This window comes from Bradyrhizobium murdochi (genome assembly GCF_000472965.1).
Classification (GTDB): Bacteria; Pseudomonadota; Alphaproteobacteria; order Rhizobiales; family Xanthobacteraceae; genus Bradyrhizobium; species Bradyrhizobium murdochi.
Map to the genome: position 1 here is coordinate 220583 of NZ_AXAU01000005.1, position 25865 is coordinate 246447.

The following is a 25865-nucleotide window of genomic DNA, read 5'->3' on the forward strand; positions in this document are numbered from 1 at the left end:
CTAATTGATCGCTACCCCACCATCCGCTCGCGGCCGGTCCAGAAGCCTGCCTTCAGCGCCTTCTTGTCGACCTTGCCGACGCCGGTCATCGGCAACTCGCCAACGAACTTGATGTGCTTGGGCGCGTGCGCCGAGCCTTTCTTCGCCTTCACGAGGTTGATCAGCTCGTCCGGATTCGGTCGCGCGCCTTCGCGGGCGACGATCACGGCGGTGACGGCCTCGCCCCATTTGTCGTCGGGCACGCCGACCACGGCGACCATGGCGACGTCGGCATGTTGCGACAAGACATCCTCGACCTCGCGCGGAAAGATGTTGAAGCCGCCGGAGACGATCATGTCCTTCTTGCGGTCGAGAATGAACATGTAGCCGCGTTCGTCCGATCGCGCGATGTCGCCGGTGTGCAGCCAGCCGTTCTTCAGCGTCTCCGCGGTCGCGTCGGGCCGTTTCCAATATTCGGCCATCACATGCGTGCCGCGCACGCAGATCTCGCCGGCCTCGCCGGTTGCGACTTCCCGGTCGTCATTGTCGAGGATCTTCATCTGGCAAGCGGCGATCGGGAATCCGCAGGACAGGAACAGCTCCGGCGTCCTGGGATCGTGGTCGGCCTTGCGCAGCACGGATACCGGATAACATTCGGTCTGGCCGTAGAGCTGCGAGAACACCGGCCCGATTCGCTCGATGCCCTCGACCAGCCGGCTCGGCGACATCGCGGACGCGCCGTACAGCAAGAGTTCGAGCGAGGAGAGGTCGGTCTTGTCGAGTGAGGGATGATCCAGCATGACGTAGATAATCGTCGGCACGAACAGCGTGAAATTGATCTTCTCGCGTTCGATGGTCTTGAACACGGCTTCGGGATCAAAGCCTTTCAGCATATGCACGGTGCCGCCGCGCATCAGCGTCGGCAGCACTTTCGTCCCCGCGACATGGCTGATCGGCGCGACGGTGAGATAGCGCGGCGTATCCGGAATTTCGAAATCGGCCAGGATCGCACTGGCCCAGCCGCCATATTCCCGGTGGTGCCGCAGCGCGCCCTTGGATTTGCCCGTGGTGCCGCCGGTGTAATTGAGCGTGGCGATGTCGTCGGGTCCGGCAAAGCTGCGTGCCGTGGCGCTGCCGGCGGCTTCAATCGTTTGCAAGAGGTCGGTGCCGTAGCCGGCGGGGCCGAGCGTGAACACCGTTTTCACGCCGGTGGCTTTGGCCGCGAGTTCGCCGCCGCGGTCGCGGAAGGTAACGCCGTCGACCACCAGCATCTGTGCGTCGGAATCCTCGAGCTGAAACAGTTGGTCGTCCAGTGAACCCAGTGGATGCAGCCAGGTGATCGCCAATCGCGAGAGCTGCGCAGCGACGCCGGCGCACCAGGTGTCGGCGCGGTTGGCGGTGAGAAACGCGACGCGGCTGCCGGGCTGAAGGCCCAGCTTCATGAACACGGCCTGCATGCGCCCGATCATGTCGGTCGCGCCGCGATAGGTGAGCGATCCGCCCGGCCAGGCGAACGCCGTGCGCTCCGGGTAGCGCGCCAGCGCCAGCAAGGTCTGCTCGCATGCCGCCGGGAACGCGTAGAGCGGATTGCCCATCCTTCTTCCTCCTGCCTGTTTTGTAATTGGCCTTCGCCCGTGCCAATGTTGGGTGAACGCTAGCACAACAGGCACACTGCTCAAGCTTGGATGATGCAACCAACCGATGCTCTTGCGCGCTTTCGCGACCGCCTCAGCCTGCCGCTGATTGCAGCGCCGATGTTTCTCGTCTCCGGCGTCGAGTTGGTGGTAGCTGCCTGCCGCAACGGCGTGATCGGTTCGTTTCCGACCGTGAATTGCCGCAGCCCCGAACAACTCGATCAATGGCTGACGGACATCGATGACCGGCTGAAGCAGCACTCGGATGCAAGCGGCAAGCCCGCAGCGCCTGTATGCGCCAATCTGATCGTGCATCGCTCCAATGCGCGGCTGGAGCAGGATCTGCAGGTGCTGCTGCGTCACCGGCCGGAAATGATTATTACCTCCGTCGGCTCGCCGGCGCCGGTATTGAAGCCGTTGCGCGATGCCGGCGCGCTGGTGTTTGCCGACGTCGCATCCATCCGCCACGCCGAGCGCGCGGCGGCTGCCGGTGCCGATGGGCTGGTGCTGCTAACGGCAGGCGCGGGCGGCCAGACCGGCTGGCTCAATCCCTTCGTGTTCGTGCGCGCGGTACGCGCTTTCTTCGACGGACCCCTGGTGCTGGCGGGCGGCATCGCGGATGGTCACGCCCTGCGCGCGGCCGAGGCGCTCGGCTGCGATCTCGCCTATATGGGTACCAAATTCATCGCCACGCGGGAAAGCATGGCGGACACGCGCTACAAGGAGATGCTGGTCGCCAGCAGCGCCGACGACATCCTGCTGACCAAGGCATTCACGGGCCTGCAGACCAACATGCTGCGCCCCTCGATCGAGGCCGCCGGTCTCGATCCGGACGATCTTCCCGAGCGGGGCGCGATCGATATCGCCAAGGATATCGACATCGGCGCGCGCGAGAACCGCCCGAAACGCTGGAAGGATATTTGGAGTGCGGGACATGCCGTTTCGGGCGTGACGCACATTCTTTCGGTTGATGAGATGGTTGCGCGCACAGCGGCGGAATATCGGGACGCTGCCACGCGCCTGCAAATTAGCTAGCGCGCAAAAGGTTCCCGGCAATCCAGCCACCGCATTTTTGTCATGCAGCAATGCTAGGGCGCGCCCAACGGCAAATGCCAAGAGAAAGCCGCCGCGCTGGCAAACTTCCGACACAGGATGACGGCGAAAACAGGCAATCCGACATGACGCACGCGCGAAGGCGAGACCGATTCCAGGTTTCGCCGCCGGGCGCATTTTATTCAGCGAGGCCTTCGTGTCGCACAAGCTCTTCCCCGCGATCCTGCTCATCTGCGCGCTGTTTACCTTCCCGGTTGTCGCGCAGCCCGGCGCTGCGCCTGCCGCCCCTACCGATAAAGCTGACGTCCTGACGCCCGATCAGGCGAAGCGGGCGCTCGATACGCTTTCAGATGACAAGAAGCGCGCGCAAGTCATCGAGACGCTACGTGCGATCGCCAATGCCTCGCCGCCACCGCAAGGCGCGGCTCCCGCGCCCGAACAGCAATCCGCGATGCCGCTCACCGCCGACAGCCTCGGCGCACAGCTCCTGCTGACGGTATCCGAGCGGGTCGGCGAGATCTCGCGCGAGGTCGCCGATGTGGCTCGGACGCTGACGGACTTTCGGGCGTTCTATTACTGGTTCGTGCGGACCGCCAACGATCCGTCCGCCTATCACCAGTTGTTCGACATCGCGTGGAAACTGGCGCTGGTGTTTCTTTGCGCCCTCGCTGCCGAGTGGCTGGTTTTCCGCCTGATCAAGCGCCCGGTGGCGCTGTTGGAAGCGCGCCTGCCGCAAGCGGCGCGCGCGCCGGTGCCGACTTTGGCGGTGGCCGATCCGCCATCCTCCGTGGCTGACGTCACGGCCGCGCCCGAGCTGCATCGGCGCCGCCTCAGTCTGGCGCGCACCTGGCAGTCGATGGTCAGGTTGCCCTTCGTGCTAGGACGGCTCGCGCTCGAATTGTTCCCGGTGCTTGTCTTTATTGGTACCGCCACGACGTTGCTGGGAACCGGGATCGGCGATCTCGCAACCACCCGGCTCGTGATCCTCGCGGTGGTGAACGCCTATGCACTGACGCGCGGGCTGATCTGCGTGGTACGGGCGTTGGCCGGACCTTTCGGCCTGTTTCGCGTTCGCGCCGAGACCGCAGCCTATATCGAGATCTGGGCGCGGCGCATCGTCACCGTCGGTGTCTCGGGCATTGCCTTCGCCAATGTGGCGTTGCTGTTGGGCTTGCATCGCGGCGGCTACATGGCGTTGCTGCGCCTGGTGATGCTGGTCGTCCATCTCTTCATTGTCGTCATCATCCTGCAGTGCCGCCGCCAAGTTGCGGATGCTATTCGCGCGCCGGCCGGCCGCGACGGCACAGCCGCCAGGGTGCGCAACCGCGTCGCCGGTCTGTGGCACTATCTTGCGATCGCGCTCGACCTCGCCTTGTGGGCAGTGTGGGCGCTCAACATCCGCAACGGTTACGCGCTGCTGCTGCAATATTTCGTCGGCACCGTCGCGGTTGCGCTGATCGTGCGTCTTTCCACCATGCTGGTGCTGAGCTTGATCGATCGTGGCTTCCGCATCAGCCCGGATCTGCTGCGCCGCTTTCCGGGCTTGGAGAACCGCGCCAACCGCTATCTGCCGCTGTTGCGCAACGTCATCTCGGCCGCGATCGCCTTCATCGGCTTTGTCGCGCTGCTGGAAGTCTGGGGCATCGACGCCATCGTCTGGTTCTACGGCGGCCAGATCGGCAGCCGGCTGTTGTCGGCGGTGGTTACCGTCGGCATTGCAGCACTCGCTGCTGCGGCGATCTGGGAAATCAGCAACGCGTTGCTGGACCGCAAGGTAACCGCATTGTCGCGCGACGGTCACTACGCCCGCGCGGCGCGGCTGCGCACGTTTCAGCCGATGCTGCGAACGGCACTGTTGTGCCTCATCGTCGTCGTCGTTGGCCTCACGGCGCTCAGCGAGATCGGCGTCAATGTCGCGCCGCTGCTCGCCGGCGCCGGTATCGTCGGTATCGCCATCGGCTTCGGCTCGCAGAAACTGGTGCAGGACCTCATTACCGGGCTGTTTCTCCTGATCGAGAACACGGTGCAAGTCGGCGACACTGTCACGCTGTCGGGCCTGTCAGGGGTCGTGGAAAATGTTTCGATCCGCACCCTTCGCCTGCGCGCCGGCGACGGCTCCGTGCACATCGTGCCGTTCAGTGCGGTGACGACGATCACCAATTCAAGCCGCGGCGCCGGCAATGCAGCCGTCAGCGTCAACGTGGCCTACAAGGAAGACACCGACCGAGCCGGCCAGATCCTGAAGGACATCGTAGCCGAAATGCGCCGCGAGCCCGAATTCCAGCACCTGATCCGCGGCGATCTCGAACTCTGGGGCGTCGACAAGGTAGACGGCTCGATGGCTTCGATCGTCGGCCAGATCCGCTGCAGCGACGCCGGCCGCTGGCCGGTGCAGCGGGAATTCAACCGCCGCATGAAGCGGCGATTCCAGGAGTGCGGCGTGGAAATCGCGCCCGCTAGCCAAACCATTCTGATGCAGGTTCCGGCGCCCGCCGCTGCCGCCGCGAATGCGAAGCCCAGGCGGGCGGCAGGCTAGTTCGTCACGCAATGTCCTCAGCGCGTGTCAACGCAGGATTCGACCAAGGATGCGCGCCGCCTGATCGATCTCTTTTTCATTCCATGCCGCAAAGCCGAGAAACAGGCCCTGCTCATCGGTCTTGTGATACAGCATGCTCGATAGAGGCCGGCTGGCGACGTCGGCGTCAAGCAGGCGCGCCGACAATTGCCGGTCGTTTGCCGGTCTGCTGCACCTTGCCAGCAATTGCATGCCGCCGGCCGGCGCTTCGATCGCGAGACAGTCGCCGGCTGCAGCGGCAAGCGCCTGCAGCATGCGGTCGCGCCGGCCCTTGTAGAGGCGCGTCATCCTTCTGATGTGGCCGAGATAGGCGCCGGATGCGATGAACTCGGCCAGCGCATCCTGCATGGCGATTGACGTCAGCATTCCCATGTGGCGCTGCGCCAGCTCGAAGTGACCAATCAGCGCTTCCGGGACGACAAGGTAACCGAAGCGAATGTCCGCATACGTCGCCTTCGAAAACGTGCCGAGATAAAACACGCGCGGCGACGTTGCGAGCCCCTGCAGGGCGGCCACCGGGCGGGCCTCATAGTGAAATTCGCCGTCGTAGTCGTCCTCGATGATGCAGGCGCCCGTGGCTTCGGCGAAACGCAGCAGTTCGAGGCGGCGGCCGATCGGCATCAGCCGCCCGGTCGGATATTGATGCGACGGCGTGACGAAGATCAGCCGCGGCGCCTCCTTGCGGGATGGGACGGCCATGCCTTGTGCATCGAGCGGTATGGCGGAAACGATCGCGCCGGCGGCATGCAATGCGACGTTGGCGCCGCCATAGCCCGGGCTTTCGATCCAGGCGTGATCGCCGCGCTCGAGCAGCGCATCTGCGATCAGCGTCAGGCCGGATTGCGCCGTCGGCACGATCAATATCTGATCGGCCTTGGCTTTGATTCCGCGATGAACCACGAGATGCCCGAGCAGCGCTTCTTGCAGCGGTCGATGGTTGATGGGCCGGTCGCGGCGTAGCGGTGCGGTTCGCGCCGCGCGCCGCAGGCAGCGGCTCCACACATCGTGCGGAAACTCGCGCTCGTCCGCCAGCCCGGGCTGAAACGGTCGCGGCCGCCCGTCATGAACAGGCGGCCAGCCCGCCCGCTGCAGGCCGCGCGCCCAGGACGATAGGCCTATCCGCTCGCTTCCGGCCCGGCTGCTTCGCGGCGACATCTTGCGGCGATCGAGCGACAGGCCTTCGGCGACCACCGGACGGCGTCCGGCGGAGAGCGAGAGATAGCCTTCCGCGGCCAATTGTTCGATCGCAAACGAGACGGTGTTGCGTGAGAGGGCGAGCGATTGCGCCAGTTGCCGGCTCGAGGGCAGGCGCTGGCCAGGCGCGAGGCGTCCTTCCGTGATGAGATGCCGCAACTGGTCGGTGAGCTGGCGCGTTAGCGTCGCGCCGCTGTCGCGCGCCAGATGCAGCATTCCAGGAAGCAGGTCGTCCACAACTGGCACCAGCAAATCGTCAAAACTGGTTCTTTCATTAGAGCCAGTTGAAAGGCTAGGCAACGCCGATCGACTCATGACGGGACCAGTTCGAGATGGCCAGTGGACTTTCAACCCGCAGCGCGGCGGCGTTGCTTGCCGGCGTCGTGTTGGCGTGGGGGACCAACTGGCCGGTGACGAAGGTGGTCGTGCATGACGTGTCCCCGCTATGGGCGACGGCACTGCGTTGCGTGATCGCCGCCGCGACGCTGGCGCCGATGTTGTGGGCGCAGGGGACGTTCATCGTTCCGAAGCGCGGCGATCTGCCGGTCGTGTTCTGCACCTCGATCCTGCATCTGGTGGCGTTTTCCGCGCTGGTGGCGGCCGGGCTGCAATTCGTGCCGGCCGGTAGGGCGATCGTGCTCGGCTATACGACGCCGCTATGGGTCGCGATCGGGGCAGCCATGTTTCTGTCGGAGCATATCACGCGCCGGCGCGCGATCGGTATCGGCTGCGGCCTGGCGGGCCTCGCGGTCATCTTCAATCCGCAGACGCTGAACTGGGGTGACCGCAACGCGCTGTTCGGCAGCGGCCTGATTCTGATTGCCGCGTTCTGCTGGGCCGGCAACATCGTCTACGTCCGCGCGCACAAATGGATCTCGACACCCTTCCAACTCGTGTTCTGGCAGGTGTTGCTGGCGGCGGCGCTGCTGTCGACCATCGCGTGGCTCGTGGAAGGCCTGCCACGTATCGCGTGGACGGCGCGTCTCGCCGGCCTGATGCTCTATAGCGCTATCGTCTGCACCGCATTCGCCAACTGGGCGATGACCATGGTGAACCGCAGCCTGCCGGCAGTCACCACCTCGCTGTGCCTGCTCGCGACGCCACTGCTCGGCATCGTCAGCGCCACCGCCATCCTGAACGAGCCGCTCGAGCCGTCGCTGTTTCTGGCGATGGCGCTGATCATCGGCGGCATCGCGCTCGGCACCATCGCCGGCGGCTCGCTTCGAGAAAAGACGGCCTAGTTCGCCACGAAATACCAATTCTCGTCATAGCGCTCGAGCCGGCTCGGCGGCTTGTCGGCGAACTCGAAGAAGTCTTTGGGATCACCGCCCGGCGGCACGTGCAGGAAGCCGGTGAAATAGTGCTTCAGGCCGCGTGAGGTCAAAAACAGCACATAGGTGCCTTCTTCCGTCTCGTCGACGACGATGTCGTTGCCGACGGAAACATTGCGCTCGCGGTCGCCGAGCGCGATCAGGTTCTTGTTGTAGGAGACGTTAGGTTTCAGTTCGCCGGCTTCGACCCGCGCCACGATCCGTTCGCGGTCAGCCCGATGCCATCGGAAATTCTGCTGGAGGGCGACCTGGTGCAGCGGGGCGTAGGCGAGAATGACAAACGTCAGCGCGCAGATCAGGAAGGGGAGGGCGAACTTCGCGCCACTGGTTCGGATCTTGGGGAGCAGCGAAGCCGACCACACGATGCAGCCGAAGAAAACCAGCGCGACCAGCGGCACGACGACAAGCAGGACGAAGCCGGAGGGCCAATCCGCCATCGACAGTTCGAACGTCGCGATCGACAGCGTGAAGGCGGAAATCGCGATCGCCGCCACCAGCGCGGCGCGAACCGATGGCCCGGTGGCGACTGACGTCGTCTGGGATGTCGCTTCAGCCATGCCGGGCTGTTCCGCTCCGCAGTTTGCTCGCGTTCCGGCCCTTGCCATTCCGAAGGCTTAACGCGCCGTTAACCATATCAGCCCCAACAATAGCCCCGACGATGATCCGCCGCCACGGTCGGACCGACGGCAAATCGAAAGGGGTATGGAATGGATTTCGACCGGTATTCTGCCAAAACCCCGGCGACTCTCGAAGAGATCCGGCGCCGGGTGATGTTTGCGCTCGACCGGCATCCGCTGTGCCGCGGCATCGAGTTCGACGTCGTCAGCATGCCGCGCAACCGCAAGTGCAACTGGACCGTCACCCTGCAGCAGGTCGCCCCCAACGCCCTGTGGGAAGCCTCCGATATCGTTGCCGATATCCAGGAGGCCTATGAATTGGCCGCAGCGGCCTGATTCCGGGGCCATTTCGGGATTTTTTCCCATCTTTTCGACCGTGTCCGCGCGGCGATTGGCATCGTATAGCCTCAATTATCATCCAGTTTTTCGGCAAAAGGGCCAAACGTCGGCGGGAATGGAGACCTTTTTGACCAAGACTATGACGATTGTCGCGCTGATCTGTTTTCTCGTGGCCGGCGCCGCCGTCACCGCCATTGTCGGCCGCGACAGCGTGCCTGCCACCCGGTTCGAACTGGCGTCGGCTTCCTCCGTCCAGGCGCCGGTCTCGAACAAGGAAGGCAAAAAGGATCGCCTGGCGGTCCTAAGTTACGCCACCGCCGCGGTTGAGCCCCAGCCCAGGGATCCCGCGCTGAACGAATCGCTGCGCCGGGCCTATGCCTCGACCTCGCCCGTCGATATGGCCATGCCGAAGGAAATCGCGGCGCCCACCGTCCCGCCCACGACGTCCACCGCCGCGCCGAGCACGGCGCCGGTGCAGGCGCCTGCGCCCGTCAAGCCCAAGGCCGCAGCCAAGCCCCAGCCGCAGAAAAGCTACACGCTGTTGAGCGATGGCCAGATCGCCGGCATCAAGGACCGCCTGAAACTGACGGCGTCGCAGGAGTACTACTGGCCGCCGGTGGAGACTGCGCTGCGTGCTGTCGCCCGCAAGATTCATGCGGGCCGCCAGGCCAACCCGAATGCGACGGGCGTGCCGATCGATCCAGAGTCCGCAGAAGTCCAGCAATTGAAATCGGCGGCGATGCCGCTGCTATTCCAGTTGCGTGAGGACCAGAAGAGCGAAGTGCGCTCGCTTGCCCGCATCATCGGGCTGGAAAAAGTCGCCGCAATGATCTGAGTGGCGCTCTGCGCCGCTGGTTCCGACCCTTACACAGAACTCCTACACACACACACACACACGGCGCCGCACCGGAACATCGCCCTACCCCACGCGTTGCCCGCGTCGATGAGGGAGTTTGCCGATGCGCGCATCAACCGCCTTTTTTGCGGGGGCAGGAACCGTGGTCGTCGCGGTCGCCGCCGGTCTTGGCGGTGGATATCTGGCTGCCAACATCGTCAGCCCGCCGACGCAGATGCTCTCGAAACTGGAACGCCGGATGTCAGCGGAGCCGATACCCGTCTCGACGGAGCCATCGGAGCCGGTGCCCTATGTCGCGGCGACGGTGGCTGCGGCCAACACCGCGCCCGCCCACGAGCAGCCGCAAACGCAGCCCCAACAGACGCAGCCACAGCCGCCAACGCCACCACAGCCGCAAACGGCGGCAGCGCCGTCCGCCAATAATGCTTCCACCGAAGAGAAGACGGCCAATAACGCAGCGGCCGCTCAACCTGTAACGCCACCGCCGAAACCCTCGAAGCCCGCCGAACAGGCCAGCGAAAAGACTGCTGCGCCGGAGAAGGCGGCTGCGCCCCAGGAGGCGTTTGCCAAGGCGCGTGATGCCGATCTCAAACGGGCTGCCGCCGGACAGCGACGCGCCGAGCGGCGTCAGCGCTGGGCCGACAAGCGCCGTTTCCAGCAGCCCCGCGAGCAGGACCTCGAGGCGGTCGAGACGCAGGTCCGGGAAGCGACCGAGCCGCAGCGCATCATCATCCGCGAAGAAGCGTTCGCTGGCGAGCCGGCACGGATTGAAATGCCGCGCATCAGGTTGTTCGATCAGGATTGATCGATCGGGCATGCGTGTCCCGGACGCGGTGTAGCGCGTGGCGCTGCACCGCGTCGAAGACGCGCGTGAACGCGCTGATGGCGCTGCGCAGCATCCGGGGAACGCAGGCCCGATCGCGCCGCTTCAATCAAATCAAACGCTACGTCTCAGCTAGCCGCCGCGCGATTCCACCACCTTGCGGCAGCCGTCCGACAGCTTCGTCTTGTTCGCTTTCAGGCAGGCATTCATCTGCGGCGGCTTGCCGATATGCTCGGCACAGAATTTTCCGGCATCCGAGCGGCAGGCCATTTGCTCCTGGGGAGTGGGGCCGGATTGCGCCTGAGCCAGCGAGCCGGCGCCGAGCGACAGGATCAGCGCAGTGGCCGCGGCCACGACATGAATGGATTTCATCATGGATCACCTTTTGACGAGAATGGGAGATTGAAAGCGCGCGAAAACTCGTCGAGGTTGCGCCCGCGGTCCATGCCATGTTCATGGCGTCGGAAGCGGGCCGTAAATCACCCCGCGCGCACCCACACCATTTTCATGGGATGTTGCCGGGCATCTCGATAGACCATGTACATCTCGCGTCGGCTGCGGTGACCGATCGGCACATCGCAAAGAGCTGCACGCCCAATTCGGGAGAGATGACACATGTTGAAGAAGACAGGTTGGCTGAGCGCAGGTCTGATGCTCGCGGCGTTTTCGGCCGTGGCTTCCTTTGCAGTCGGCGGCGTAGGCTCTGCCCAGGCTGCAGTGGTTTATTGCAAGACGGTTGGCGTGCCGAAGGGCTGCGTCGCGCGCCCGACGCCGGTCGCGGCGGCTGCGGTCGTGACACCGGCCGTGGGCGTTGCCCGTGTCGGCGTCGGCGCTGTGGGCGTCGGAGCTCGGGGCGTCGGTGTTCGTCCCGGCACGCCGATGAACCGCGGTGGCCCGGTCAACCGCGTCGGCCGCCGCTGAAGCAAGGCGCTTTCAGGCGAAGCATGCCCTCGGACTCGATCTCTGGGGGTGGGCACCGGTTCGCGTAAAGAAAAGGCGTAAACTGAAAATGTGCATGCTAACCGGCAGCGCCGTCGCTGTCGGGAAAGCGGTGGGGCAAGGTCAGCCTCACGCGTGTACCTTTGTGGGTCCCTTGGGCGCTGGAGCTCAGTTCCAGCTCCGCGCCACAGCGCGCGGCGCGGCTTCGCATGTTGCGCAGGCCGCGCGCCGTTTTCGCAGCTCCGGCGGCTCCGCCGTCAGGCGCGATCTCAAACCCCCTGCCGTCATCCTCGACGGTGATGCAGCCGCGCTCGAGGCCGTCGGCGTCCACCAGCGTCTCGATCCTCACCGTAATGCGCCGCGCCTCGGCGTGCTTGACCGCATTGGTCACCGCTTCATCCAACAGCCGCACGATCTGGATGACGTGCCATGGCCGCAACTCGGGATGAACCGGCAGGCCCTGCGCCGTGACCGCGCGCCAGTCCAGCGCGATGTCATGCGGGCGAAGCTGCGCCATGGCGCGTTCGCGCCATGAGCCCAGCGCCAGCATCAAATCGCCGCCGATGTCGTCCATGGAGTCGATGACGAGGCGCAGATCCTTTAGCGCAGCGCGCGCCGCATCGCCGATCCCCGCGCTGCCATTGCCGCGCTCGCTGAGCGCCACGATGCTGACGAGTTGGCCGCCGAGCCCGTCATGCAGGTCGCGCATCAGCCGCGTGCGCTCCCGCGCCAGCGCCGCGGCGCGGGCGCGCTCCTCCTCGCGGGCGAAACTGGCCTTCAGCTTCTCCTCCGCCTCGCGCACCTGGGTGACGAGGCGGCCGGCAAAGCCATCGACCTGGTTCAGCGCCCGGGCGAACCGCCAGGTGAGCCCCGCGCCGATCGCGACCAGCATCGCCGAATAAGACAGCCGCGCGGTGAAGATGCGGTTGGGCATCATCTGAAACACCGAGAGCAGGTCGACGATCCAGCAGGTCAGCATGATCGTGACCGCGCAGCCGAGCAGGAAGCTCGCGACGTTCTGCCGTTGCAGCGCCGATCGCGCAGTAACGACGGCCATGATGAGAAGGGAGATACCGACCATCGGTACGGCGAGAATCAGGAAGAGGGCGCGCACCAGCGCCTGATTTCCGAACAGGCCGGCCAGCGCCAAGGCGATGCCCGGAATGAAGATGATCCAGGCGTAGCGCTGCCACTTCCAGCCCGAGAGCAGCAGCGCAAAGACCAGCACCAGTGCGCTTTCGATCGGCGCGGAGGAAATCAGGATCACATTGAATCTGGAAAACGGCGTCTCATCCATCGGCGTTTGCAGGAACGCCTGGCCGACACCCACGGCCATCGCCGCCGCCAGAACGCCGTAGGCCGGCTCGTGGCGACGCATCACCCACATGATGCCGAGGATCACCGCCAGAATCGCCTGCCAGGATGAGAACACCACCGGCAACGTCACGAACACCAGCGTTCTGAGATTATACGTCGGGCGCAACGCTTCATCCGGGCCGACCCAGATGCGATCGAGAAAGCCGGTGATCGGACCCCAGATGAACAGCCGGATCGAGATGGCGTTGTCGCCATCTCGCAGCACGGAAGCGGGGATCACCGCAATCGCCGGCGTGTTGCGGTCGGGGCGGTTGGCGGCAGGATCGCGCCGGCTATCGAGGATCACGACATCGTTGACGGTGACCTCGACCCCGTTGGTGAAGCGCGGCAGGAACACCGACCATGCCCGCGAGGCCTCGCCGGCCGGGCGCACGAAGTGTCCCCTGAAGCGGGGCGGATCGTTCATCGCATTCCGCAACGGTGAGAAGTACGGCAGCGTCACCGCCCGCTCGGCGCCGGCTTCGGTGAGCTGAAAGGCCGTCACCTGATACTGCGTTGGAGGTCCAGGCAGCGATTGCAGAAGCACCGCGACGCCGGCGACGGTGATCGCCGCCTGCAGCAGCAGATACTGGATGAGACGGGACGATCGCAGCCGGCGCCGCGCGCGGCCGCGCAGCTCCGGTTGCACGTCGTCGCCGTGATCGTTCACAACTTGATCAAGCCCTGCTGGACCGCCTCGAACACCGCCTCGCCCCGGGTATGAACTTCGAGCTTGCGATAGATGCTCTTGATATGCCCGGGCACGGTCTGACGCGACAGGCCGAGATGGCTGGCGATCTCGGCATAGCTGAAGCCCTTGGCGATGCCCCAGAGAATGTCGATTTCGCGCGGCGTCAGTTTGGTGGTGTTGAGTGCTGGGCCTGGCGGTGGCTCCGGCGTGCTCTGGGTCCGGCGCACGATGAAACGCGCGATCGAGGCCGAGATCGGCGAATGGCCGGCGACAAGATCGCGCACGGTGGCGGCGATGTCGGTCGGGAACGCGTCCTTGAGCAGATAGCCCGTCGCGCCGACGGTGATCGCCGAAATCACGCTTTCTTCGTCGCCCAGGATAGAGATCACCATGATCTCGGTATCGGGAAAGCGCCGGCGGGTCTCGCGGATCAGGTCGACGCCATGGCCGTCCGGCAACTGAAGATCGGTCAGCAGCACCTTTGGCGCGCCTTGCGCGAGACAGGCGCGGGCTTCCGCGAGCGTGCCGGCGGCCCTGACCTGATACCCGGCCTTGGCGAGCGCGTCCTGCAGCCGCCACAGCGTCGGCGCGTCGTCCTCGACCAGCACGACCGTGATGGCTTCCGCCTTGGGCCCGTCGCTCAATGAATTCATCTGAAAACTCCGGCTGCTTTGTCCCTGCAGCCCGCGCAAGTGTAACCCCGTGGCAGTTTTTTGCGACACCCATGTTCATGGGGCGGGATTTTTACGAGATTCGAGGGAGGCGAAAGGAGCGGAAAAGGCCTATACGATTGCCTCTCAACGAGGCCACCGAAATGCCGAATCCTCCTAAAAATGTACCGCCGACGAAAGTCGGTTCCGAACCCGCCCGCCTTGCCGTCATACCGGAGGACATCACGGCCGCGGGCGCGTCCATTGCCGGGGCGGTCCTCGTTACCGAATGCGACCAGAGCCGGACGCTGAGCGAGATCTGCGGCTGCAACCTTTGGCTCAAATTCGAGAACCTGCAGTTCACCTCGACCTTCAAGGAGCGTGGCGCGCTCAACCGGCTGCTGGCGCTGTCGCCGGAGGAGCGGCGGCGCGGCGTGATCGCGATGTCAGCCGGCAATCACGCGCAGGGCGTGGCTTATCATGCGAGCCGGCTCGGCATTCCCGCAGCCATCGTGATGCCGATCGGCACCCCGATGGTGAAGATCGAGAACACGCGGCGTCACGGCGCGAACACGATCATCTCCGGCAAGACACTGGAAGAGGCCGGCGAATTTGCGCGCACGCATGGCGAGGCGCACGGCATGATCATGATTCACCCTTACGATGATCCCTTGATCATTGCGGGGCAGGGCACCATCGCGGTCGAAATGCTGCGGGCGGCGCCGCAGCTCGATACGCTGGTGGTTCCGATCGGCGGTGGCGGGCTGATCTCCGGCATGGCGGTTGCGGCCAAATCGCTGAAGCCGGATCTGCAGATCATAGGCGTACAGGCGCAGCTCTATCCTTCGATGTACAACGCCATCCGCGGCGATCATCTGCCGATGCGCGGCGATACACTCGCTGAGGGTATTGCGGTGAAGGTGCCGGGCCGGATCACCACCGAGATCATCCGCCATCTCGTCGACGACATCGTGCTCGTCACCGAGGACCAGATCGAGCGCGCGGTGACGATGCTGATCGCGATCGAAAAGACCGTGGTCGAGGGCGCCGGCGCGGCCGGCCTTGCCGCGGTGCTGGCCACGTCGGAGCGTTTTTCCGGCCGCAATGTCGGCCTTGTGCTAACCGGCGGCAACATCGACACACGGCTGATCGCTTCCGTGCTGACCCGCGAGCTCGCGCGCGAGGGCCGGCTGACCCAGATCGCGATCGACATCGTCGACCGGCCCGGCCAGCTCGCCGCCGTCTCGGCGCTACTCGCCGAAGCCGGCGCCAACATCATCGAAGTCTCACACCAGCGCACGTTCTCCGATCTGCCCGCCAAGGGCACCCTGCTCGAAGTCGTCATCGAAACGCGGGATCGCGTGCATCTGGATGATGTGATGAAGCGGCTCGGCGAGGCGGGGTTTGTCGCGTGGCTGCCGGGACGGCGGTGAGCGTCGCGTTTTCGAGCAAAGCATGTCGCCCGAGAAGAGCCACAAGCAGGAGCCGCAATGACCCGATCAGTACACGTTTCTTCCGAACTCTTTGACAGCCGGCGCTACGGTTTTGCGCAGATAGCAGTCATCCCGACACCTGTCGGCAACGCTGTACACGTATCTGGTCAAGTTGCTTGGGATGCAGATCGAAACATCGTCGGTGCTGGCGATGTCGGTCGCCAACTCCAGAAGAGCCTTGAAAACCTTGCTGTCGCACTGGCATCGGCCGGCGCGAGACTCGATCAGGTCGGTGCGTTACGCCTCTACATCAAGCAAAGCCACATGCATGAAAGCGACGCAATCAGTGGCGCTCTCAAGGCGACGTTCGGCGACAATCCACCGTGTGCAACTTGGATTGGGGTGGCGAGCCTCGCCAACGATGAATTCCTCGTCGAGGTAGAACCTTCCGTGGTTTTCCTTGCACGAGAGTAGATGGCAAAACGGCCTTTCCAGGCCAAAAGCAGCGAGGGACTCGTTCGCGCCCCCTCAATTCACTAGCCGCACCGCGCCGGCCTCGCTGACGTCATAACCACCAAGCTCGCCTGCGCGATCGCGGAAGCTCGGCCCGCGCATGAACTCGAACAGCGCCTGCGGTCCCTTCATAAAGTAGTCGCGCTGCCGCATCACGAGATCAAAACGCTCCCAGACAAGCGGCAGGAAATCGAGTCCCGCCGCTTTCGCCACGCTTCGCGTCGCGATGCCGCAATCGATGCGGCCGGCGCGGATGGCTTGCGCAATATCGGGTCCGGTGGGGAAGGCGGGTCTTGCAAGTTTCAGATCCTCGAGCGTGATGCCCGCGCGAGCGAGCAGGGCGAGCAGCAGCAATTGCGCGCCGGCACCGGGCGGGCGTTGCGCCATCCGTGCTTGTGATGTCGCGATCGACGTCATATCGCGAAGCCCCATCGGATTGCCTGAGGCGACCAGAATGCCCTGCTCACGCCGCGCAAAGCCGAGCACGACCGCATCGTGCAAGCCCGGCGCATCGGCGACCGCCTCGACATTAGCTCTCTCGTCATCGCCGTCGAGCCGGTGCAGATGGATCGCCGCGATCATCACCTCGCCACGCGTCAGCCGCCGCAGGCCTTCCTCGCTGCCTTCGGCCAGGCTGGCGAGGCCGGAATTGCTCTCACGTAAGCCCCATTCCAGCAGCGGATCGTGGCTGCCGCCGAGGATCGGCGATGCGACCTGTGCCAGGCCAGCAGGCGCAATGAGTCCGGCGGACACCCAGCGATCCAGCGCCGTGCGCGGAAACAGCCAGCGGCCGGTCACCTTGCTGCAGGGAACTTCGCGGTTCGCCACCAGCTCATAGAGCTTGCGCTCGGAGAGGCGAAGATAATCGGCTGCTTCGTCGGTCGTGAGGAGCTCCGGCATCGGCACTAACATGCATTGGGGTGCAAATATTACAGAAATTGACCATATCGTTGCTATCTGCGCAAGATGCCCCCGGCTAGTGGAATTACAAATGCCAGACGGCCCGTCCGCCCTTCAACTTGTGCTCTCCGGCGATCCCGCGCTGTTCGCGATCGTGCGGCTGTCGCTGTATGTGAGTCTTTCAGCGGTGGCGCTGGCCGCGCTGATTGGCATTCCCTTGGGCGCCTGGATCGCGCTGACGAGATTCCCCGGCCGCCAGGGCGTCATCGTCCTGCTCAATGCGCTGATGGGCCTGCCGCCGGTCGTCGTCGGTCTCGCGGTGTATCTCGCGCTGTCGCGCTCCGGGCTGCTCGGCGCGTTCGGCCTGTTGTTCACCCCGAGCGCCATGATCGTCGCGCAGACCGTGCTGGTCGCGCCGATCATCGCCGCGCTGACGCGGCAGACCATCGAGGATCTCTGGCTCGAATACCGCGACGAACTCACCGCGATGAACCTCGGGCCGCTCGGCCGCGTCATGGCGCTGATCTGGGACGCGCGCTTCAGCCTGGTCACGGCGCTGCTCGCCGGCTTCGGCCGCGCGGCGGCGGAGGTCGGCGCCATCATCATCGTCGGCGGCAACATCGAAGGCTTCACCCGCACGATGACGACGGCGATTGCCCTGGAGACTTCCAAGGGCGACCTGCCGCTCGCGATCGGTCTCGGCCTCGTGCTGATTTCGATCGTGATCGCGGTCAACGCGCTGGCCTGGAGCGTGCGCCGCGCCGGCGAGCGATTGGCGGGATGATCATGCGCGCGCCTTCGAGCGAACTGCCGATTGAATTCGATCGCGTGACGGTTACGGCCGGTGGGATCACGATCCTCGACGACGTAGCGCTCACGCTGGCGCCGGGCCCGCCCACGGTATTGATCGGCCCCAACGGCTCGGGAAAATCGACGATGCTGCGCCTGGCGATGGGGCTGCTGGCACCTTCGCGCGGGCGCATCACCTGGGGCGGGCTCGAACATGTGCCGCCGCTGAAGCGCGCGATCGTGTTTCAGCGCCCGGCGATGCTCCGGCGCAGCGCTAGCGCCAATCTCCGTTTTGCGCTGCGCGCCGCCGACATTCCGCGCGCGGAGCATGCGCGACGCGTCGCCGAGTTGCTCGAACTGGTCGGCTTGCACGCGCTCGCCGACCGCGCGGCGCGAAGGCTCTCCGGCGGCGAGCAGCAGCGGCTGGCGCTGGCACGCGCGCTCGCGCGCGATCCGGCGGTGCTGTTTTTGGACGAGCCGACCGCGAGCCTCGACCCCATCGCCACCAAGGCGGTGGAAGACATCATCCGCACTGTGAGCGAGCGCAACATCAAGGTCGTGATGGCGACCCATGATCTCGGCGAAGCGCGCAGGCTCGCCGGCGAGATCGTCATGCTTCACCGCGGCCGTATTGTCGAAACCAGTGCAGCCGCATCGTTCTTCGACGCGCCGCAGACCGCCGAGGCGAGGGCGTTCCTCGCCGGCGAACTATTGATTTAGCGCATGATCCGGACCCGGAGGGCCACGTTAGTGCAAAGTGGTCACCGGTTTTCCGAAAAGATCATGCGCAAACAAAAGAAGGAGAACCTATGACCATACTCACCCGCCGCTTGCTGATTGCGGCGACCACCGCCCTCGCATTCTCAAGCCACGCCATCGCTCAGGATAAATCGATCGTGGTGGCTTCGACCACCTCTACGCAGGATTCCGGATTGTTCGGCTATATCCTGCCGATGTTCAAGGTCAGGACCGGCATCGACGTGAAGGTGGTAGCGCAGGGCACGGGACAGGCGCTCGATACCGGCCGCCGCGGCGATGCCGACGTCGTGTTCGTCCACGCCAAACCTGCGGAAGAAAAATTCGTGTCCGAAGGGTTTGGCGTCAGGCGCCATCCCGTGATGTACAACGACTTCATCCTGATCGGCCCGAAGAGCGATCCGGCCGGCATCAAAGGCTCGAAGGACATTGTTGCTGCGCTCTCCGCGATCAAGGCGAAGGGAGCCGATTTCATCTCGCGCGGCGACAAGTCCGGCACGCATCAGGCCGAGCTCAATCTCTGGAAGATCGCCGGCATCGACATCGCAAAGGACAAGGGCCCCTGGTACAAGGAGATCGGGCAGGGCATGGGCGCTGCGCTCAACACCGCCTCGGCCTCGAACGCCTATGTGCTCGCCGATCGCGGCACCTGGTTGTCGTTCAAGAATCGCGGCGACCTCGGAATTGCCGTCGAAGGCGACAAGCGCCTGTTCAACCAGTACGGCGTCATGCTGGTGAATCCGGAGAAACATCCGAGCGTCAAGAAGGATCTCGGCCAACAATTCATCGACTGGCTGATATCATCAGAGGGCCAGAAGGCGATCGCCGGCTACAAGATCAACGGCGAGCAGTTGTTCTATCCCAACGCCAGCGATTCCGGCGCGTGATGCGAGACTGCGATCAGTCGTCGAAAGGAACCACCACCGTTCATATTCATGAATGTTTGTTCAAGTAGCTATCGCAGCCTTAATGTCGCAGACGGAACGTGATCGCGGCGCGGTGATTAGACTCCGTAGAGTGGACACAATCACTGGAGTTCGATGATGAAGAAACTAGCCATCGCATTTGCCGTTGGTGCTGCTGCGCTGATCGGCGGTTCCGCCGCCAACGCCGCCGACAATTCGGTGAAGGCGAAACCTGCGACGGATACTGTGCAGTCTTCCACTGACTTCAGTGCCCATCGTCGCCACTGGCGTCATCGGCACTGGGGTTACCACCGGCACTATCGCCCGTACTACGATAGCTACGGCTATTACGCGCCGCGCCGGTACGGGTACTACGGTCCCCGCTATTACGGCGGCGGTCCCGGTGTAACCTTCAGCTTCGGCACCGGCCGCTGGTAAGACAGGCCGGCGAGAAAAAAGCCCGCAGCAATGCGGGCTTTTTTGCGTGCCAATTGGCGGGTCGATCCGAGCCTACAATTCCCGCGATGCTTTCGACGACTTTGTCCGGCTGCCGCTGCCGGCCGCCGACGCAATGCGCATGCCGGATTGCTTGCCGGGCTTCCGTGTCGCAGCCTTTGCTGCCAGCCGGGTTACTCGGGCATGCGCATTCCGGGAGGCCGTACGTACGGCCCTTGTGGTTCGGCTTGCAACAACTCGCCGCTTCTTGAGAGCCGCGTGGCTCTCTTCGGCAATATCAACCTTTCGCACCATTCCGCTGATGGAAGGCGCCAGATCGACCGGAATTTCGGCGATCTGGTCTTCCTTCGACAGGCCACCGACGCCTTCACATGGTGCCTTATCCGGCAGGTCCGTCGGCATATGGACAGTGTTGTTTGCGTCCGTCCAGGCCTCCGCCTTGTTGCCGGTGATGATCTTGACGTAAGCGCGCGTTTCGTTCGGCAACCCGCCGCGTCGCGATAGCCACTTCTCGATCCTGCCGCCGCCCGCGTTGTACGCCGCCGCCGCAAGCCCGAGATTTCCGAACTGATCATGAAGCTTGCGAAGAAATCTTGCCGACGCAGGAATCGCCTGCAGCGGATCGAACGGGTCTTTCAAGCCCATTTCGACCGCCGTTCGCGGCATGAATTGCGCAATGCCCTGCGCGCCTGCAGAGCTGACCACTGCCGTTCGAAACCTGCTTTCCTGCCAGAGCAGGCGCGCGAGAAACCCGATCGGAATATCGTGTTCCTCAGCGGCGCTTCTGACCGCTTCACAGATCGGATTCGCTGGCGCCTCCTCCTTTATCGAGGCGACCGCATGAGCCGCGGCATCTGCCGTCGTTGCCGGTTGGTTCGGCGCGACGACACTTGCTGCGTCCGGTTCTTGCGAATGCGCAACCGATGCGGTCACAGTTCCTGTGTGAGAATTCGATGTCGCGGCGGGTTCCGATTGCGCTTCAGCGACAACAAAAGATGGTTCCATCCATGCTGACCTGACTCCGGAACTTTCAAAATCCACCGCGACTACGAACACAGCAATCACGGCGGCGAAAAGATATCGCATCAACTTCCATCCATTTGTGTGAAGGCCGGTCGGATAGAAGTTGGATGTGGAGATTTCGCGGATGAACTACGGCAGAGCGGTGTTCTTCTCGTCCGTAATTCTACCGAATGGAACTTTCAAAAGAATGCGCGTTCCCGGGCCGGTCGCCTACATCGCTCTTTACGCCGCGTTGTACGCGGCGTTCGGCGTGGCATCGCCGTTCTGGCCGAAGTTTTTTGAAACCAGAGCGCTCACGTTCGAGCAGATCGGCTTGATACTGGCGGCTGCGTTGCTGGCGCGTCTTGTCGCCGGTCCGCTCGTCGGGATGTTTGCAGACTTCCTGCAATCGTTGCGCCTCGTGCTCGCATTCTGCGCCGCCCTGGCCGCCGCAACGGCTGTGGCGTTGCTGTCAGCCGAAGGCTTTTGGCTGTTGCTGTTTCTGGCGCTGGTTCAAGCCGTCGCACTGGCTCCTACGACGTCGATAGCCGACGCGTTGTCAGTCAACACGGCCAGGCCGCAGATCGCGGGGCGGCCGTTCGAATACGGCTGGATCCGCGGTTCGGCATCGGCGGCTTTCGTCTGCGGCACGCTGATCATCGGGCAACTCATCACGTCCACTGATCTGACGCGCGTGGTCTGGTTGAACGCAGCCCTGCTCGTCGCTGCCGCTGGGGCAACCGCGCTGGTGCCCAAGGTTTCAGCTCCACCAGCGCCGCATGCCGGCGCCTCGCAGCTTGCGAGCGCGGTACGTGGACTCCTTGGAATTGCGCAGTTTCGAATCCTGATCCTCGTCTCGGCTCTGATCTATGGCAGCCACGCCATGCATGACGCCTTTGCGGTGATCCGGTGGAGCAATGCCGGAATAGACACCTTCGTCATAAGCGTCTTGTGGTCGGAAGCCGTCGCCGCAGAAGTCATCGTATTCTTTCTGATCGGACCGGCCTTGCTCAGTCGGCTCGGCGCGCGTGGTGCGGCGGCGTTGGCGGCAGCAGCCGGAATCATCCGCTGGTCGGTTGCGGGGACCACGACGTCCGTTGTGGCGCTCGCGATGGTGCAGCCGCTGCACGGATTGACGTTCGCGCTGCTGCATCTTTCTTGCATGCGGTTGATGGCAGCTCTTGTCCCCGCCAAATTGGCCGCAACGGCTCAAGCCATCTACGCGTTTGGTTCAGGCGTAGTGACGGCCGCACTGACGCTGCTTTCAGGGCTTTTCTATGCCAGGTATGGCGGAGGGGCGTTCGTTGCGATGGCGGTGCTCTGCGGCCTCGCGTTGCCGCTCGCCTGGTTTGGCTTTACCAATGCTCGGGATATCTCTGCCCGCGCACGCTGAGTTACGGTAGAATCGCCTCGCGAAAAACCAGCTCGATCTCTCTCGAAGGTTTGCCAATTGGTCTCGGAAAGCGATCTAGACGCTACTCTCGATGCCGTCAGGGCCGGCGCCGCCGGGCCGGCTGAGGGCATTTTTGGCCCGGCGTCGATGACGTGGCGGATCGACAGGGAAGCCGTGATCTTTCTGGGAGCCGGGCGCGCCTTGCTGCTTCAACTGGCGCATCCCTGGGTCGCGACCGCCATTGCCGAGCACTCGCACACCTTTACCGATCCGGTCGGCCGCTTTCATCGAACCTTTGAGCTGATGTTCACAATGGTGTTCGGTTCGCTCGATGGCGCGACTGCCGCGGCCCGGCGTCTGCATCGGCGGCACGCGATGATCTCCGGCGCGTTACCCGAGGCGAGCGGTCGCTTCGCCCAAGGTTCATCCTACAGTGCCAACGACATCGCCGCGTTGCGCTGGGTTCACGCCACCCTCGTCGAAACTGCCGCCATCGCGCACGACCTCGTGTTGCCTCCGCTGTCGCCCGAACAGCGCGAGCAATATTGGGCCGAAAGCCGGCTGTTCGGCGCATTGTTCGGGCTGAGACCCGCGGACCTGCCGGCGGATTGGTCATCCTTCGCCGATTACAACGCCGCGATGGCTCAATCGGATACCTTGTCCGTCAGCACTGCAGCGCGTGACGTGGCCCACCACATCTTGACCGGTGCACGTCCGTGGTTGCGGCCGCCGCGCTGGTACGTGGCCCTGAGCGCACAGATGTTGCCCGAGCGGCTGCGCACAGGCTTCGGCCTCGATTTCGACGAACGCGATCAGAGAGCCGCGGATCGCGCGCTCAAGTGGATACGCCGCCTATATCCCCACCTGCCGACCCGCCTCCGCTACGTAGGCCCCTATCACGAAGCGCAGGCGCGGCTGCAGGGAAAGCCGCGGCTCGAGCTGGCTACCCGGTGGCTCAATCGGGCGTGGACCGGACGACCGCGGCTGGATGATCGTCGGGAGAGGTGAGGCCGATGGGCATCGGCCTGTCATTTGCGGTAAGAGATCTGCCCGCCGACGATTCTTGAAACGAAACCTGCAAAACCGGATTTTGATATTGATGGACGACGACGACCCGATTGACGAGATTTCGCGGATCGAAGCGCGGCTCGAGGAGCTGGCCGAGGTCGCCGAGCGGTGCCGCAAGATCACGCTGGTCTCGAAGTCGGTGATCGCGCTCGGCGCCGGATTGATGCTCGTCACGATGCTTGGCCTGCTCGGGTCCAATCAGGTCGCCGCCCTCGGCTCGATTGCCGCGGTGCTGGGCGGCATCGTGTCGCTCGGCTCGAACATCAGTACTTTGCGGCAGACCATGGCCGCCATCAGCGAAGCCGAGGCGCTTCGTTCCGATCTGATCGGCAGGATCGACCTTCGCGTGGTCGGCGACGAAATGAGGAAACGGATTTGAGTTGGTCGGCGCCGCAGCTCATCGGCGGGCGTCCAACTCGCCCGCGCCGCAGGGCGGCTCGGGCATGGCGCGAGGCCGATCTTCCCGACGACAGTCATAGGCTCAATGCCGCAGCTTCCCGTGCGACTACGGAGCGCTTACTCTGATGCGCGAATTTAATTGCGGCGGCCCCGCGCGAGTGATTGAATCTCCAGCAATCCGACTCGACCAATGACGGAGACAAATTCGCCAGCGAGGTCATCGCCATGCTTGCCGAGAAGTTTTTTCTGGTGCTGGAGACACTCAAAAGTCACGCTTCCGATGATAGATCATCTCCAGTCGTGACCAGTACTGCGCCGCATATTCCGATCAAACTGCCGCGTAGAAAGTAAATTAAGGGCCGCTCGATTGAGGCGGCCTCTTTTTTCGCGGATGCGGCATTCTCATCATCCGAACAGCCTCCCGCGTCCCGCTGGTCCGCGGCCTCCGCTCGGTAAGTTTTTTCCCACTCCCGACTGGTTTCATGCCCGAACAGAGGCGACCCAAGGCCTCGGCACCGGAACTGCCCAAGCCATTTGCAGAGTTTTCCAGTAGACTGTTTGTGTATATTTTTCGGTTGTCATAAAATATTCATACGTCTCCCCCTGCCAATGGAGTCTCCGTTGAACGGCCCAATCGTGCACGATTCCGGCAGCGCGATTGCTGTGCGACCGGCTGAGCAAGCGGAAATCGAACTTAAGCTGCTGGCGCCGCAGGGTGTCCTGGAGAAGCTGCGCGAAATGCCCGTCATCGCACAGCATGCGCGCAATCGCGGCGTCGTCCGCCGGCTGGAAACGGTTTATTACGACACGCCGGAACGAGTGCTGTTCCAGCGCGGCATGTCGCTGCGCGTGCGCCGCTGCGGCAAGCATTTCATTCAGACGCTGAAGTTTCCGCCCGACAGCGGACGGCCGTTGGCGCGACGGCAGTGGGAAACGCCGGTTGACGGCATCACTCCCGACCTGGCGCGGCTTCCCGCCGCCGAGATCGGCGATCCCGTAACGACGCTTGCCCCCGATGCGCTCGTGCCGGCGTTTGCGACCAAGGTTCGCCGGCATGCTCGGCAGCTCAATCTGCCCGATGCGTCGGTCGAAATCGCGTTCGACGAGGGGATCATCGAGGCCGGTACGCGTCAGGAACTCCTGTCCGAAATCGAACTCGAATTGAAGAGCGGCAACGCCGGCGCGTTGTTTGATCTTGGAGCGCAGTTGCTCGACACCGCGCCGTTGCAAATCGGCACGCGGAGCAAGGCAGAACGCGGCTATGCGCTGGCGTTCGACGTCGTGCAGCCGGCGGTGAAAGCCGAACCGGTAGTCGGCATCACCGCTGAACACGCGGTTGATGACGTGATTGCGCTGCTGGCGGGGAGCTGCTGGCAGCATCTTCTGAATAACCACGCGGTGGCGAGAGAGGGATCCGACCCTGAAGGCGTGCACCAGATGCGGGTCGCATTGCGCCGTCTGCGCACAATCTGCGCGCTGTTCCGGCGGGAGATCCCATCGCCATCGTTCGAGGCGATCAACGGCGAGGCAAGATGGTTGATGCAGCAACTCGGTCCGACTCGCGATTGGGATGTGTTCGCAGTCACGACCGTCTCTCGCCTTGCGACGGCGGCTCCCGAGGTCGACCTGGTCGACCTGCGTGAGGTGGTCCAGCTACAGCGCAAATCGAACTACGCTGTCCTGCAAGCGGTTCTTGTCGATCCGCGTTGCAGCCGCTTCCTGCTGTCGTTGGGGAATTGGGTCGAACGCCGCGGCTGGCGCAACGAGATTGAAAGCGAGGCGTTGGCCGTGCTGTCACAGCCGATGCCGACGCTCGCGGATAAAATTCTCGCGAGATGGCACCATAAGGTGCTCAAGCGTGGCGCGCACTTCCGGCGACTTGACGCCGATGCGCAACACGATCTCAGAATCGATCTCAAGAAGCTGCGTTATGCGGCGGAATTCTTCTCGCCGCTTTACGCCGACCGTGCGCGCGCCAAGCGTTACGTGGCGCGGCTCGCCAGGCTTCAAAACAGTCTTGGACGCGCACGCGACATCGCAAATATCAGCGCATTGCTCGATACCATCGGGCAGGACAATCGGCCCGCGCTTCGTTTTGCCGTCGGCGCAATGACCGGCTGGCGAGCGCGCGACCAGATTGCAGTAGCGAAGAAGCTGCGCCAGAGATGGCGGCGGTTCAAGGCCACGTCGGCATTCTGGGGCCGGTAAGTTCGT

25 protein-coding genes are annotated in these 25865 nt (G+C 63.9%); 17 read left to right on the top strand and 8 right to left on the bottom strand.

Annotated elements, in window-relative coordinates; all coding sequences use genetic code 11:
• Positions 1–11: 11 nt before the first annotated feature.
• On the bottom strand, positions 12–1574 hold the full coding sequence (locus tag YUO_RS0115665; RefSeq protein ID WP_028348125.1) for an AMP-binding protein: 1563 nt from the start codon (positions 1572–1574) through the stop codon (positions 12–14).
• A gap of 93 nt (positions 1575–1667) precedes the next feature.
• On the opposite strand from YUO_RS0115665, the gene YUO_RS0115670 reads away from it, so the two are divergent.
• Complete coding sequence (locus YUO_RS0115670) at positions 1668–2648, top strand: NAD(P)H-dependent flavin oxidoreductase (RefSeq protein ID WP_028348126.1); 981 nt, start codon at positions 1668–1670, stop codon at positions 2646–2648.
• A 214-nt stretch (positions 2649–2862) separates the two neighbouring features.
• Positions 2863–5202, top strand: a complete 2340-nt coding sequence (locus YUO_RS0115675; RefSeq protein WP_028348127.1) for a mechanosensitive ion channel domain-containing protein — start codon at positions 2863–2865, stop codon at positions 5200–5202.
• Positions 5203–5229: 27 nt separating this feature from the next.
• Here the strand turns inward: YUO_RS0115675 and pdxR are convergent, their stop codons facing one another.
• Entirely contained in the window at positions 5230–6681 is a 1452-nt protein-coding gene (gene pdxR / locus YUO_RS0115680; protein WP_035726856.1) for a MocR-like pyridoxine biosynthesis transcription factor PdxR, read from the bottom strand.
• 86 nt (positions 6682–6767) lie between these two features.
• Between pdxR and YUO_RS0115685 the strand changes: the two genes are divergently transcribed.
• Positions 6768–7676: a DMT family transporter gene (locus YUO_RS0115685; RefSeq protein ID WP_028348129.1), complete on the top strand. Its 909-nt coding sequence runs from the start codon at positions 6768–6770 to the stop codon at positions 7674–7676.
• Here the strand turns inward: YUO_RS0115685 and YUO_RS0115690 are convergent.
• Entirely contained in the window at positions 7673–8323 is a 651-nt protein-coding gene (locus tag YUO_RS0115690) for a hypothetical protein (protein WP_028348130.1), read from the bottom strand. The two genes, YUO_RS0115685 and YUO_RS0115690, sit on opposite strands and share 4 nt — an antisense overlap.
• A gap of 150 nt (positions 8324–8473) precedes the next feature.
• Between YUO_RS0115690 and YUO_RS0115695 the strand changes: the two genes are divergently transcribed.
• From YUO_RS0115695 to YUO_RS0115705, 3 genes are all read left to right on the top strand, one after another.
• Positions 8474–8719 (top strand): hypothetical protein, encoded by a 246-nt coding sequence (locus YUO_RS0115695; protein WP_028348131.1) that lies wholly within the window; start codon positions 8474–8476, stop codon positions 8717–8719.
• A gap of 130 nt (positions 8720–8849) precedes the next feature.
• On the top strand, positions 8850–9557 hold the full coding sequence (locus YUO_RS0115700) for a hypothetical protein (protein ID WP_028348132.1): 708 nt from the start codon (positions 8850–8852) through the stop codon (positions 9555–9557).
• Positions 9558–9681: 124 nt separating this feature from the next.
• Positions 9682–10383 carry a hypothetical protein gene (locus YUO_RS0115705; protein ID WP_028348133.1) on the top strand — a complete coding sequence of 234 codons (702 nt, stop codon included), beginning with the start codon at positions 9682–9684 and terminating at the stop codon, positions 10381–10383.
• Positions 10384–10533: 150 nt separating this feature from the next.
• Here the strand turns inward: YUO_RS0115705 and YUO_RS0115710 are convergent, their stop codons facing one another.
• The gene (locus YUO_RS0115710; protein WP_235782721.1) at positions 10534–10776 is read right to left on the bottom strand and encodes a cysteine rich repeat-containing protein; all 243 of its coding nucleotides are present in this window, start codon (positions 10774–10776) and stop codon (positions 10534–10536) included.
• A 240-nt stretch (positions 10777–11016) separates the two neighbouring features.
• Here YUO_RS0115710 and YUO_RS0115715 point away from each other — a divergent pair, with 240 nt between their 5' ends.
• Entirely contained in the window at positions 11017–11322 is a 306-nt protein-coding gene (locus YUO_RS0115715) for a hypothetical protein (protein WP_028348135.1), read from the top strand.
• 97 nt (positions 11323–11419) lie between these two features.
• Here the strand turns inward: YUO_RS0115715 and YUO_RS0115720 are convergent, their stop codons facing one another.
• Positions 11420–13366, bottom strand: a complete 1947-nt coding sequence (locus tag YUO_RS0115720) for a sensor histidine kinase (protein WP_235782722.1) — start codon at positions 13364–13366, stop codon at positions 11420–11422.
• Positions 13363–14040, bottom strand: coding sequence for a response regulator (locus YUO_RS0115725; RefSeq protein ID WP_028348137.1), 678 nt, complete (start codon positions 14038–14040; stop codon positions 13363–13365). Before YUO_RS0115725 ends, YUO_RS0115720 begins: the two co-directional genes overlap by 4 nt.
• A gap of 161 nt (positions 14041–14201) precedes the next feature.
• Between YUO_RS0115725 and YUO_RS0115730 the strand changes: the two genes are divergently transcribed.
• Both YUO_RS0115730 and YUO_RS0115735 read left to right on the top strand, forming a co-directional pair.
• Positions 14202–15470: a threonine ammonia-lyase gene (locus tag YUO_RS0115730; RefSeq protein ID WP_051379456.1), complete on the top strand. Its 1269-nt coding sequence runs from the start codon at positions 14202–14204 to the stop codon at positions 15468–15470.
• Positions 15471–15527: 57 nt separating this feature from the next.
• Complete coding sequence (locus YUO_RS0115735; RefSeq protein WP_028348139.1) at positions 15528–15944, top strand: RidA family protein; 417 nt, start codon at positions 15528–15530, stop codon at positions 15942–15944.
• 54 nt (positions 15945–15998) lie between these two features.
• Here the strand turns inward: YUO_RS0115735 and YUO_RS0115740 are convergent, their stop codons facing one another.
• Positions 15999–16883: a substrate-binding domain-containing protein gene (locus YUO_RS0115740; protein ID WP_035726786.1), complete on the bottom strand. Its 885-nt coding sequence runs from the start codon at positions 16881–16883 to the stop codon at positions 15999–16001.
• A 91-nt stretch (positions 16884–16974) separates the two neighbouring features.
• On the opposite strand from YUO_RS0115740, the gene YUO_RS0115745 reads away from it, so the two are divergent.
• The 4 genes from YUO_RS0115745 to YUO_RS0115760 all read left to right on the top strand — a co-directional run bounded on the left by YUO_RS0115745 (position 16975) and on the right by YUO_RS0115760 (position 19771).
• A complete protein-coding gene (locus YUO_RS0115745; protein ID WP_028348141.1) occupies positions 16975–17667 on the top strand; it encodes an ABC transporter permease in 693 nt (230 codons plus the stop codon).
• A gap of 2 nt (positions 17668–17669) precedes the next feature.
• Positions 17670–18392, top strand: a complete 723-nt coding sequence (locus YUO_RS0115750) for an ATP-binding cassette domain-containing protein (protein ID WP_028348142.1) — start codon at positions 17670–17672, stop codon at positions 18390–18392.
• A gap of 89 nt (positions 18393–18481) precedes the next feature.
• Positions 18482–19315: an ABC transporter substrate-binding protein gene (locus YUO_RS0115755; protein ID WP_035726788.1), complete on the top strand. Its 834-nt coding sequence runs from the start codon at positions 18482–18484 to the stop codon at positions 19313–19315.
• Between the two features lie 153 nt (positions 19316–19468).
• Positions 19469–19771, top strand: a complete 303-nt coding sequence (locus YUO_RS0115760) for a hypothetical protein (protein ID WP_430649540.1) — start codon at positions 19469–19471, stop codon at positions 19769–19771.
• 72 nt (positions 19772–19843) lie between these two features.
• Here YUO_RS0115760 and YUO_RS48920 read toward each other — a convergent pair whose 3' ends face one another.
• Positions 19844–20875 (bottom strand): lytic transglycosylase domain-containing protein, encoded by a 1032-nt coding sequence (locus YUO_RS48920; RefSeq protein WP_063830299.1) that lies wholly within the window; start codon positions 20873–20875, stop codon positions 19844–19846.
• 124 nt (positions 20876–20999) lie between these two features.
• Between YUO_RS48920 and YUO_RS0115770 the strand changes: the two genes are divergently transcribed.
• From YUO_RS0115770 to YUO_RS40845, 4 genes are all read left to right on the top strand, one after another.
• Positions 21000–22184 (top strand): MFS transporter, encoded by a 1185-nt coding sequence (locus tag YUO_RS0115770; protein ID WP_028348145.1) that lies wholly within the window; start codon positions 21000–21002, stop codon positions 22182–22184.
• A gap of 57 nt (positions 22185–22241) precedes the next feature.
• Complete coding sequence (locus tag YUO_RS0115775; protein ID WP_028348146.1) at positions 22242–23192, top strand: oxygenase MpaB family protein; 951 nt, start codon at positions 22242–22244, stop codon at positions 23190–23192.
• 91 nt (positions 23193–23283) lie between these two features.
• Positions 23284–23631, top strand: a complete 348-nt coding sequence (locus YUO_RS0115780; RefSeq protein ID WP_028348147.1) for a hypothetical protein — start codon at positions 23284–23286, stop codon at positions 23629–23631.
• A gap of 641 nt (positions 23632–24272) precedes the next feature.
• The gene (locus tag YUO_RS40845; RefSeq protein ID WP_198028038.1) at positions 24273–25859 is read left to right on the top strand and encodes a CYTH and CHAD domain-containing protein; all 1587 of its coding nucleotides are present in this window, start codon (positions 24273–24275) and stop codon (positions 25857–25859) included.
• Positions 25860–25865 lie beyond the last annotated feature (6 nt).